Genomic DNA, 12527 nt, shown 5'->3' with positions numbered 1-12527 from the left:
TTAGCCCTAAAATAATGCGCTAAAGCGCTACTACAAGCGGGGTTTTTTGTTGGGCTTTAGCCCCTTATTTACTCGGCCCAAAGACTGAAAGTAACTATCGGTTTTGGGTCGCAAATTTTCAAATAAAATATCAGCCGCGAGTTGATTTCCCGCCGAGTTCCAATGGGGTTCTTGAAGCAGATATAAATGCTGTTTTTGCTGTTCGGCTTTGAAGCGTTCCGTCAAGTCAATGTAAGCAATATTCTGGGCTTCTAGATGCTGTTTGAGGATATTTTGCATACAGTTAATTTCGTAATCTTGGGGGTCGAGTTCAAACTCATTAACAACCTGATTAAACAGTTGGGGGTTTACCTGAAATTCATCGGGATAAATGGCGACAATAAACCGAATATTTTTTTCTTTCAAGATTCGATTCATTTCCGAAATACTCTTGAGAACATAGTTAATATTTTTATCCCAGTATCCCGCGTTTAAACTCTTATTTTCACAAAAACTTAACCGATTTCTCTCGACTTCTAAAAAGGTTTCAAGAGAGAGAATACCGGGGGACTGTTCAACGGGAGGGTTAGCATTTTGACCCAAAAGTTGAGGACTAACAGAAGCAATTAACCTTTCAACAGACTCTAACGCCTGTTGAGATTTTGCGGCTTCTTGGAAGATTTTATATTTTTGTTGGATAAATAACCACAACCTCGACTGTCCGATAATGGGATAACCAAAGATAACCAATTCTTCCCGTTTATCGATATCAATATAAATATCATTGACAATAATTCGTTTGCGGTTGGGGTCGGCGTCGATAAAATCATTTCCCACAAAAAACCCCAATACAACCAAATCGGGATTATATTGCAAGCCGAACTTTTTCAACATTTCCAACTGTTCCCCCGTGTGAGTTCCCGGATAACCCGTATTAATCACTTCCACTTGAGGAATACCATAATATTCGGTAAATTTATTCTCCAACAACGCCGTGTAATTTCCCTCTTGTCCTCCCGCCCAATTAAAAGAATCGCTAACAACTAACATCCGAAATTTACCCGCTTCCCTTTCTAACGGATAATCTTTATCGTTGAAACCAAATTGATTATTTCCATTGGCATAGGGACGAATTTTAAAACCCAAATCTTGGTCGTATTGATACAACCCTTTAAACAAATAAGGTTCTAAGACAATCATCAAAACTTCGACTAAAAATAAAGGTACAACCGTCCAACAGAATAGTAAAATTAAAGTTTGACGAATTTGTTTAAAAGAAAGTGACTTGAGGGATTTTAACATAAATTTCACGACATCAAAGAATGTAGGTTTTCTAGGATAGCAATCTTTAACTGAGACTGTCTACGGCTGTAAATTTGTTGGCATTCGGTCTACAGCAATCGGCATAACCAACACTTTATCGACCCGGTTTCCATCCATATCAACCACCTCAATTCTTAACCCATTCCATTCAAAATGATCCGCCACCGAGGGAATTCGACTCAAATGAGTAATCACAAAACCGCCAACAGTGTGATAACTTCCCCGAGACTGTTGGGGGGAACCTTGTAATTTAAACAGTTGAAAAAAGTCCTCAACCGCCAACATTCCATCCAACAACCAAGACCCATCCTCACGCTGAATCACTTGGGGTTCATCTTTATGATCGACTGCGGGAATATCGCCGACCAATTCTAACAAAATATCATTCAACGTAACCAACCCTTGAATCACGCCATATTCATCCACAATAATCCCGATATGAGTTCCGGTTTGTTTGAACATTTCCAAAATTTTCAACACCGAAGTGCTTTCGGGAACAAACAGCGGACGTCGCAACGGACGAGTTAAATCTAGGGGATGATTTGACAAAGATTGAGATAATAAATCCGTCACCCGGACAAACCCCAACACATTATCCAAACCCCCCTGACAAACTAACACCCGAGTATAAAAACTTTGCTTCAGTTTTTGGCGGTTTTTTTCCGGAGTATCTTCCAAATCTAACCAAACAATTTCCGGGCGAGGCGTCATCAAATCATGCACCGGACGGTCCCCCAATTGAAACACCCGATCCACAATATCCTGTTCCGCTTCTTCGACAATACCCGATTGAGTTCCCTGTTCAATTAACACCTTAATTTCTTCTTCGGTCACTTGCGGTTCGTTGGGAACTTCACTACCCAATAAACGCAAAATAAACTCGGTCGAACTACTCAAAAGATAAACCACCGGAGACGCAACCGCAGATAAACATTTCATCGGTTGGGCGACCCGAGTTGCAATCCGTTCGGGATGATTTAAAGCCAATCTTTTCGGCACCAATTCCCCCAAAATTAACGATAAATAGGCAATCAAACACACCACAAGCACCAAACCAATCGCCTCACTATAGGGCGCCAAAATCGGAATCTGACTCAGTTTTCCGGCTAATTTCTCCGCCAACGTTGTCCCGCCAAACGCCCCCGCCAAAATCCCAATTAAGGTAATCCCCACCTGAACCGTCGATAAAAAACGGTTGGGTGTATTCGCCAATTCTAGGGCGGTGTGGGCTTTCTGGTTTCCTGCATTGGCTAACTGTTGCAAACGCACCCGACGAGATGAGACAATAGCAATCTCGGACATGGCAAACACACCGTTAGCCAAAACCAACAACAGCACAATCAACATTTCACGAAAGACCGCAATCATTTAAAATACCCCAATAACAAATCGCTAAATTCTCTAAAATGGTAAGAACGACAGCACCATCGATGAAGCATCTATGACATTTTCTGCGATTGTTCGGGCGACTGCGCGATCGCCGCTGACCCGCGAACTCCTGACCAAACTAAATCAACATCAATCACTTTACCTTAACGGTGTCCCCCGCTTACCGAAAGGATTGGTCGCCTCCGCCCTGGCCCAAGAAGCCGGACTGAATTTGTTTGTTGTGACCGCCACCCTCGAAGAAGCCGGACGCTGGTCAGCCCAACTCGAAGCGATGGGGTGGTCTGTGGTTCATTTTTATCCGACGTCGGAGGGTTCGCCCTATGACCCGTCTTTCTCGGAGGAAATGACTTGGGGACAAATGCAGGTTCTTGCAGATTTGATCAACCCCGACGCCCGAGAAAAAACCGCAGACAAAAAAGCCGCAGACAATGGTAAAATTGCGGTGGTCGCCACCGAGCGATCGCTACAGCCCCACCTTCCCCCCGTTGAGGATTTTAAGCCCTACTGTCTGACCCTCAAACAGGGGATGAGTCAGGACTCCAAACAACTCGATGAACAACTCGCGACTCTCGGTTACGAACGGGTTTCGCTGGTGGAAACCGAAGGTCAGTGGAGTCGTCGGGGCGATATTGTCGATATTTTTCCCGTCGCGGCTGAACTTCCCGTCCGTTTGGAGTGGTTTGGGGACGAACTGGAACGAATTCGCGAATTTGACCCCACAACCCAGCGATCGCTTGATAAAATAACTCAGTTGGTTCTCACGCCCACCGATTTTACCCCTTGGGGAATTGGTACGGAAAACTGGAAAATTGACAAACCCGCCTCATTACTCGATTATTTGCCCGAACTGACTTTAGTTGCCGTCGATGAACCCGATCAGTGTGCGGCGCACGGCGATCGCTGGTACGATCATATTGAACAGAGTTTATCGGATATTCCCGCCTCAGACAACTTTCCCAAACTCCACCAACCGTTTAGCGAATCTTTGGCCGATATTTCCGCCCATTTCGATCGCCTCTACCTCTCGGAACTCGCGGAAGTGAACCCCTCTCCCCTGGTTGCCGGTTCGCCCAGTCTCAACCTGTCGAGTCGTCCCCTCCCGATCACGCCCCATCAGTACGCCAAACTCTCCGATCTGATTCGCCAAGAACGAAATCGCCATTTTGCGATCTTTCTCGTTTCCGCCCAACCCAGTCGATCCGTCGCCCTGCTGTCCGAACACGACTGTCCGGCGAAATTCGTCCCCAACCCCCGAGACTATCCGGCGATCGACGGTTTGATCAAAGATACCCCCGTCGCCCTCAAATATAGCGGACTCGCGGAACTCGAAGGTTTTATTTTACCAACATTTCGGTTAGTTGTCATTACCGACCGAGAATTTTATGGTCAACATTCCCTGGCGACCCCCAGTTACATCCGCAAGCGGCGCCGGGCGGCGTCCAAACAAGTTGACCCAAATAAACTCCGTCCGGGGGATTATGTCGTTCACCGTCAGCATGGAATTGGTAAATTTATTAAGTTAGAAAGTCTCACCCTTAATAACGAAACTCGCGATTATTTGGTCGTTCAATATGCCGATGGGTTGTTGAGAGTTGCAGCCGATCAGGTGGGAACGTTATCCCGGTTTAGAAGTACGGGCGCTAAAGTTCCCCAACTCAATAAACTTTCCGGTAAAACCTGGGAGAAAACCAAAAATAAAGTTCAAAAAGCGATTAAAAAGTTGGCGGTTGATTTGCTGAAACTTTACGCCCAACGCGCCCAACAAACCGGTTATAATTATCCTGAAGATACGCCCTGGCAACAGGAACTTGAAGATTCTTTTCCCTATCAACCGACGCCCGATCAGTTGAAATCAACCCAAGACGTTAAACGGGATATGGAAGCCGAACGTCCGATGGATCGTTTAGTTTGTGGGGATGTCGGGTTTGGGAAAACGGAAGTGGCAATTCGGGCAATTTTTAAAGCGGTCACTGCGGGAAAACAGGTGGCTTTTCTCGCCCCAACTACGATTTTAACCCAACAGCATTATCACACGCTAAAAGAACGATTTGCGCCCTATCCGATAGAAATTGCGTTGTTAAATCGTTTCCGAACCGCAGGCGAAAAAAGAGAGATTCAAAAACGGTTAACAACGGGCGAAATTGATATTATTGTCGGCACCCATTCCATTCTCAGCAAAACCATTCAATTCAAAGATTTAGGATTATTAGTTGTAGACGAAGAACAACGCTTTGGAGTCAATCAAAAGGAAAAAATTAAAACCCTAAAAACTCACGTAGATGTTTTAACTTTAACTGCGACTCCTATTCCTCGCACGTTATATATGGCGTTGTCGGGAATCCGAGAAATGAGTTTAATTACCACGCCACCGCCTTCCCGTCGCCCGATTAAAACTCATTTATCGCCCTACAATGATGAAACCATTCGCACGGCGATCCGTCAAGAATTGGATCGGGGCGGACAGGTTTTTTATGTCGTTCCTCGAATAGAAGGAATTGAGGAAAAATCGGCTAAAATACGCGAAATGGTGCCAACGGCGAGGATAGCAATTGCTCACGGTCAAATGGATGCGGCAGAATTGGAATCAATTATGTTAACCTTTAATGCGGGAGAAGCAGAGATTTTAGTCTGTACAACCATTATCGAATCGGGGTTAGATATTCCTCGGGTAAATACCATTTTAATCGAAGATGCTCATCGCTTTGGTTTAGCACAATTGTATCAGTTAAGGGGTCGGGTTGGACGTTCGGGAGTACAAGCCCATGCGTGGTTATTTTACCCCGTAAATGCAGACGGACAGGCGATGTTATCCGACGATGCCCGCAAGCGGTTGAGGGCTATTCAAGAGTTTACACAATTGGGTTCTGGTTATCAACTGGCGATGAGAGATTTAGAAATTCGCGGCGCCGGTGATATACTCGGATCGGAACAATCCGGTCAAATGGATGTAATCGGATTTGATTTGTATACGGAGATGTTAGAAGAATCAATTCGGGAAATCAAAGGTCAAGAAATCCCGCAAGTTGATGATACGCAAATTGACCTTAATCTTACTGCTTTTATTCCCTCCGATTATATTCCCGATATCGACCAAAAGATGAGCGCTTATCGAGAAGTTGCTTCTTGTAATAGTCGCGATGAACTGGTAAGATTAGAAGAAGATTGGTGCGATCGCTACGGCCCGATACCGACACCCGCCCAACAGTTAATTCGGGTGATGGAACTCAAACAAATTGCCAAAAAATTGGGCTTTTCTCGAATTAAACCGGATACCGAAAATAAACAGCATATTATCTTAGAAACGCCGATGGAAGAACCGGCTTGGAATTTGTTAAAAGAGAAGCTTCCGGGGCATTTACATTCTCGGTTTGTTTACAGCAAAGGTAAAGTTACCGTTAGAGGTTTGGGGGCGATGAATGCGGGTAAACAGCTAGAATCTTTAATCGAATGGTTGGATCAAATGCAGGATGTTCTCAGCGAGAAGAAAGAGGAAGTGTTTCAAGTGAGTTGATTTATCCCAAAAACTCGGTAACTCTATAGAAACCGGGTTTTTCAAACTTGAAACTATTACGCAATGCGATCGCTTATTCCCCGCAAGCCGATTGAGACAAGGAACTATTACGCAATGTGATCGCTTATTCCCCGCAAGCCGATTGAAACCAGAAACTATTACGATGTTCGGATACCTTATTCCCCGCAAGCCGATTGAGACCAGGAACTATTACGATGTTCGGATACCTTATTCCCCGCAAGCCGATTGAAACCAGAAACTATTACGATGTTCGGATACCTTATTCCCCGCAAGCCGATTGAGACCAGGAACTATTACGATGTTCGGATACCTTATTCCCCGCAAGCCGATTGAGACCAGGAACTATTACGATGTTCGGATACCTTATTCCCCGCAAGCCGATTGAGACCAGGAACTATTACGATGTTCGGATACCTTATTCCCCGCAAGCCGATTGAGACCAGGAACTATTACGATTTCTGATTGCTTATTCCCCACAAGCCAATTGAGACAAGGAACTATTACGATTTCTGATTGCTTATTCCCCACAAGCCAATTGAGACCAGGAACTATTACGATTTCTGATTGCTTATTCCCCACAAGCCGATTGAGACCAGGAACTATTACGATTTCTGATTGCTTATTCCCCACAAGCCGATTGAGACCAGGAACTATTACGATGTTCGGATACCTTATTCCCCGCAAGCCGATTGAGACCAGGAACTATTACGATGTTCGGATACCTTATTCCCCGCAAGCCGATTGAGACCAGGAACTATTACGATGTTCGGATACCTTATTCCCCGCAAGCCGATTGAGACCAGGAACTATTACGATGTTCGGATACCTTATTCCCCGCAAGCCGATTGAGACCAGGAACTATTACGATTTCTGATTGCTTATTCCCCACAAGCCAATTGAGACAAGGAACTATTACGCAATGCGATCGCTTATTCCCCGCAAGCCAATTGAGACAAGGAACTATTACGCAATGCGATCGCTTATTCCCCGTAAGCCAATTGAGACCAGGAACTATTACGATTTCTGATTGCTTATTCCCCACAAGCCGATTGAGACCAGGAACTATTACGATTTCTGATTGCTTATTCCCCACAAGCCGATTGAGACCAGGAACTATTACGATGTTCGGATACCTTATTCCCCGCAAGCCGATTGAGACCAGGAACTATTACGATGTTCGGATACCTTATTCCCCGCAAGCCGATTGAGACCAGGAACTATTACGATTTCTGATTGCTTATTCCCCACAAGCCGATTGAGACCAGGAACTATTACGATGTTCGGATACCTTATTCCCCGCAAGCCGATTGAGACCAGGAACTATTACGATGTTCGGATACCTTATTCCCCGCAAGCCGATTGAGACCAGGAACTATTACGATTTCTGATTGCTTATTCCCCACAAGCCAATTGAGACCAGGAACTATTACGATTTCTGATTGCTTATTCCCCACAAGCCAATTGAGACAAGGAACTATTACGCAATGCGATCGCTTATTCCCCGCAAGCCAATTGAGACAAGGAACTATTACGCAATGCGATCGCTTATTCCCCGCAAGCCAATTGAGACAAGGAACTATTACGCAATGCGATCGCTTATTTCCCGCAACCGGATTGAGGAAGTATTTCAAGTGAGTTGATTTCGTTGGGTTTTCCCGTTTGGGACTAGACAATCATGCGATCGCTGTTTTATCATGTCTGTACTCACTAATATTGAAGTTTGCCAAAATTAGCCCCTGAATGACCACCCACACTCAGTTTCAATCGGCGGACTTTCCATTAACTAATTCCCCGCAAGGGGATTGAAACATAGTGATTTTTGCCGATGATATTAGAAGTAGCAATTCTTGAAATTAAACCCGGTTTGGCTGAAGAATTTGAAGCAGCATTCAAAGTCGCCTCAACTCTAATTGCTTCCATACCGGGCTATATCTCTCACGAACTTCAACGATGTCTAGAAACTAAAAATCGTTATATTCTACTGGTTCGTTGGGAACAATTAGAAGATCATACAATTGGGTTTCGACAGTCGCCAAATTATCAAGAATGGCGATCTTTGCTTCATCACTTCTACGATCCATTTCCCAGAGTAGAACATTATGAAAGTGTATTATTTAATCCTTAACCTGAGTAATCACTAATTCCTCCAAAAGTTGATGCAAAAACGGTTAATTATATGATGTCCGGTTGATTAATGCGTGTTGTGGGGTGGGGCGGGTTTAATTCAATATGGGAGTAGTAATTAAAGATATTGTAGAACCCGCCCCTACAAAATAATTATTGATTATTCGGAGATTATATTAAGAGAAGAATTCGAGATCATTTTCACTCAAACTGTTAACATTCTCAACCAGAAGTGTACCGCCACCAAAATTATCGATGACATCGTTATTCACTTGATATTCGACAACACCCAAAACATTTCCTTCAGCGTCTAAAACTTCGCCAGCAGCGGGGAAATTAATTAACAAACTACCACCGACATCTTGAACAAAGGGAAAATCTAAATCCGTCAAGAGGTCATCAGAACCTTGTTCGAGTCCGTTAGGATAGAAATCTAAAATCTCAAAATTCTTGAGAATCAGATCATTCGGGAAGGGATTTTCTAACGTTAAAAAGATATCAAAACCCAACTCAATTTTATCCAAACCGACCTCAAAACCCGTGAGAATATCGTTACCAAAACCGCCGAATTCTTCAGCCGTGACTTGGAAAATATCCTGTTGGTTGTCTGCATCGGCGATAGGATTATTTTGATCATCAACCAACACACCACCGCCACCGACAAGCTGATCATCACCTCGACCCCCGTTTAACGTATCCTCTCCCGAACCGCCAATAACGGTATCATCCCCATCTCCACCGACAACGGAGTCATCCCCGCTAGACCCTTCAACCAAGTCGTTATCATCGCCACCATCGAGGGTATCATTACCGCTATCGCCAAAAACCGTATCTTGATCGTCATATCCAAACAGGACATCATCCCCCGCATCGCCGTCTAGAGAATCATTTCCCGCATCACCATACAAAGAATCGTTATCGCCACCACCCCGGATGCTATCATCACCGAACCCACCAAACAGGAGATCATCCCCATCACCGCCATTGAGAAAATCTTCGCCGTCATCGCCGTTGAGGGTATCGCTTCCGTTATTAATTCCGCCGTCGAGGATATCGTTATCTCCGCCACCAGAAAGGCTATCATTACCCGAACCCCCGTCAAGAATATCGGCTCCAAAATAGCCAAGCAGGGTATCATTTCCAGAGACACCACTGATGTTATCATCATCGTGACCGCCGTCGATGAAGTCGTCACCGCCATCACCGCTGAGGTTATCATCGCCGCTATCGCCGAAAATGCGATCGCCAGAATCACCGCCCCGAATAAAGTCATTTCCCGTACCGCCACGAATAGTATCGGCACCTTGTTCGCCGAGTAAGGTATCGGCGCCCGAACCTCCCACAATGGAGTCGTTGTAGGTGTTGAAAACGAAAATATCAGGAATTAAAAACAGATCATCAATCGGACTAATAGTGGTAAACTGTGAACTATCATCGAGGATATCGGTCGTCAGAAAATCATTAGATGTCTGGGTGAAATTTACCGTTCTCGACTGCCTGACAACGGCTTGTCCGAGGGGTAAATCGGGAATGAAGGGATTACCTGTGCGATCGCCGTAAATGTAGTCATTTCCTCCCCCACCTGAGAGGGTATCCGATCCGTCACCGCCAAAAATGCGATCGTTTCCATCGAGTCCGTAGAGGAGATCGTTTCCTGCGAGTCCTCGAATGGTATCGGCGTTATTTGTACCGAAAATAGTGTTATTGCTGTTATCGCCTGAGAAATTTGCCATGAGAAATTCTCCAACCTTGAGTTTGGTTTTTGTGTGGATGTAGAAGCATCTGGTTGAAAACCAATTGGGGATGGATCGGCTAAAAAAAATTGACTGAAACGTTGAGTTTCAAATCTTGTCTAAATTGGCTAAAGGCTTCTTGTAACTTATTTCTTTAGTTTAGGGAGATGATTATCGATTAACCAGTCGCATTTTTGAGGGTCGTTCATTTGAGGGATAGCTTCTCAAAATCAAAGCTACCCTAGAAATTGCTAGAGTAGCTCGATTTATATTAACTTGCAAAAGTGGAAACAGCGATTAACTCGGGAAGCGAGTCATCCCAGAGTCCGGCTTGAAAAGCCGGAGTACCGATGACTAGGCGATCGCCGCAAGCCGAACATCATTATTGGCTAAAAGGTCTTGCAACTCCTCAGAGTCAACCGTCTCTTTCTCAATCAACATTTCCGCTAATTTATCGAGAATATGACGATTTTCCATCAACACATTTTTAGCGCGAACATAAGCTTCATCAACCAACTTGCGAACTTCTTCGTCAATGGTTGCCGCAGTTTCTTCGGAGAAATCCCGCTCGGACATGATATCACGGCCGAGGAAAACATTTCCTTGTTGACGACCCAAAGCAACAGGCCCGAGGCGATCGCTCATTCCGTAACGAGTGATCATCTGACGCGCCACGCGAGTCACCTGTTGTAAGTCGTTAGAAGCGCCGGTGGTGACTTCTTCTTCGCCGAAAACAATTTCTTCAGCCAGACGTCCGCCCAAAGCAACAGCCATCTGATTTTGCAAATAAGAACGGCTAAATAAACCGGAGTCCATGCGATCTTCACTCGGCATGAACCAAGTTAACCCACCCGCACGACCGCGAGGAATAATGCTGATTTTCTGTACCGGGTCGTAGTCCGGCATCAACGCACCGACCAAAGCGTGACCCGCTTCGTGGAAGGCGACCAAAGTTTTGCGTTTTTCGCTCATTACCCGATCTTTCTTCTCGGGGCCTGCGAGTACGCGATCGATGGCATCGTTCACCTCATCCATCGAAATTTCGGTTAAGTTGCGACGGGCTGCCAAAATAGCCGCTTCGTTGAGCAAGTTGGACAGGTCAGCCCCGGTAAAGCCAGGAGTCCGACGGGCAATTTTTTCTAAGTCTACGTCTTTGGCGAGGGTTTTGCCGCGTGCATGAACCCGCAGAATTTCCAGACGACCCGCGTAGTCGGGACGGTCAACAACCACCTGACGGTCAAAACGACCCGGACGCATTAACGCCGCATCCAAGACATCGGGACGGTTGGTAGCGGCAATAATGATAATTCCGGTATTGCCTTCAAAACCATCCATTTCGGTGAGTAACTGGTTGAGGGTTTGTTCCCGCTCATCGTTACCGCCACCTAAACCCGCACCCCGCTGGCGACCAACGGCGTCAATTTCATCGATAAATACGATACAGGGGGCGTTGGCTTTAGCCTGTTCAAACAGGTCGCGGACACGGGACGCACCCACACCCACGAACATTTCTACAAATTCCGAACCGGAGATGCTGAAGAAGGGAACACCCGCTTCACCCGCAACGGCTTTGGCGAGGAGGGTTTTACCCGTTCCAGGAGGGCCGACTAACAGCACGCCTTTGGGAATTTTCGCACCGACTGCGGTAAAGCGATCGGCGTTTTTCAGGAAGTCTACCACTTCGCTGAGTTCGAGTTTAGCTTGTTCAATACCGGCCACATCCCCAAAGGTGACTTGAGTTTGCGGTTCCATTTGAACTCGGGCTTTCGACTTGCCGAAGTTCATCGCTTGGCTTCCGGGGCCGCTTTGGGCGCGACGGAGCAGGAAAAATAAGCCAACTAACAGTAAAATGGGGAAGAACAAGCTGCTGAGAGCTTTGAGCCAGAAACCCTCATCGCTTTGGGGCATTACGGAAATGTCAACGTTATTGTCGGTCAGAATATCGATCAAGCCGGGATCGGGGGGAAGGTTCACCATGATTTTGGAACCGTCCTCGGAGGTAACGAGAGCCTTGGAGCGATCGGCACTGAGGCTGACCCGCTCAACCTGATTATTCTCGACTTCTTGAATAAATGTGCTATATTTCCAACTTTCCCGTGTTTGAGGTTGTTTATCAAAGAAGGCTGTTGCCAGGGCAATGACAACAATTGCTAAAAGTGCATATAAGCCTGCGTTTCTCCACCGTTTGTTCACCGGGGTCTATCCTCCTAATGTTGCTCGGAGTCCAGGGGACTCTGGTATCTTTTTTATTATGTTTACCAATCTTAACGTATTTTTCACGAATTCTGGGGGTGGCGATCGCGCAAGTTCGGGATTCGGTGTAAGGTTGTACGGTGATTGTACGGTGAGATGGACTCGTTATCGGTCACGACAGGAGCAATTACAATGAAGATCCACAGATTTTAGATGCTGCTGCGATCGAGACTTTAACGAACTTCGACTTATTA

6 protein-coding genes are annotated in these 12527 nt (G+C 45.7%); 2 read left to right on the top strand and 4 right to left on the bottom strand.

Annotated elements, in window-relative coordinates; all coding sequences use genetic code 11:
• Window positions 1-30: 30 nt before the first annotated feature.
• Window positions 31-1281, bottom strand: a complete 1251-nt coding sequence (locus tag ACL6C3_RS05785) for an alginate O-acetyltransferase AlgX-related protein (protein WP_413166120.1) — start codon at window positions 1279-1281, stop codon at window positions 31-33.
• Between the two features lie 60 nt (window positions 1282-1341).
• Window positions 1342-2670: a hemolysin family protein gene (locus ACL6C3_RS05780; RefSeq protein ID WP_413166118.1), complete on the bottom strand. Its 1329-nt coding sequence runs from the start codon at window positions 2668-2670 to the stop codon at window positions 1342-1344.
• 73 nt (window positions 2671-2743) lie between these two features.
• Here ACL6C3_RS05780 and mfd point away from each other — a divergent pair, with 73 nt between their 5' ends.
• On the top strand, window positions 2744-6202 hold the full coding sequence (gene mfd, locus ACL6C3_RS05775; protein ID WP_413166117.1) for a transcription-repair coupling factor: 3459 nt from the start codon (window positions 2744-2746) through the stop codon (window positions 6200-6202).
• A 1846-nt stretch (window positions 6203-8048) separates the two neighbouring features.
• Window positions 8049-8348, top strand: a complete 300-nt coding sequence (locus tag ACL6C3_RS05770; protein ID WP_413166115.1) for an antibiotic biosynthesis monooxygenase family protein — start codon at window positions 8049-8051, stop codon at window positions 8346-8348.
• A 175-nt stretch (window positions 8349-8523) separates the two neighbouring features.
• Here ACL6C3_RS05770 and ACL6C3_RS05765 read toward each other — a convergent pair whose 3' ends face one another.
• On the bottom strand, window positions 8524-10080 hold the full coding sequence (locus ACL6C3_RS05765; RefSeq protein WP_413166113.1) for a hypothetical protein: 1557 nt from the start codon (window positions 10078-10080) through the stop codon (window positions 8524-8526).
• Between the two features lie 354 nt (window positions 10081-10434).
• The gene (gene ftsH3 / locus ACL6C3_RS05760; RefSeq protein WP_413166111.1) at window positions 10435-12273 is read right to left on the bottom strand and encodes an ATP-dependent zinc metalloprotease FtsH3; all 1839 of its coding nucleotides are present in this window, start codon (window positions 12271-12273) and stop codon (window positions 10435-10437) included.
• Between the last annotated feature and the right edge of the window lie 254 nt (window positions 12274-12527).

It is taken from the genome of Capilliphycus salinus ALCB114379 (genome assembly GCF_047276495.1).
Taxonomy (GTDB): domain Bacteria; phylum Cyanobacteriota; class Cyanobacteriia; order Cyanobacteriales; family Microcoleaceae; genus Capilliphycus; species Capilliphycus salinus.
This window is presented reverse-complemented; position numbering and strand designations above follow the sequence as displayed.

Bases quoted from the DNA above. Each gene is read 5' to 3' on its own strand.
- ACL6C3_RS05785 (WP_413166120.1), bottom strand. From the start codon at position 1,281: ATGTTAAAATCCCTCAAGTCACTTTCTTTTAAACAAATTCGTCAAACT.
- ACL6C3_RS05780 (WP_413166118.1), bottom strand. From the start codon at position 2,670: ATGATTGCGGTCTTTCGTGAAATGTTGATTGTGCTGTTGTTGGTTTTG.
- mfd (WP_413166117.1), top strand. From the start codon at position 2,744: ATGACATTTTCTGCGATTGTTCGGGCGACTGCGCGATCGCCGCTGACC.
- ACL6C3_RS05770 (WP_413166115.1), top strand. From the start codon at position 8,049: ATGATATTAGAAGTAGCAATTCTTGAAATTAAACCCGGTTTGGCTGAA.
- ACL6C3_RS05765 (WP_413166113.1), bottom strand. From the start codon at position 10,080: ATGGCAAATTTCTCAGGCGATAACAGCAATAACACTATTTTCGGTACA.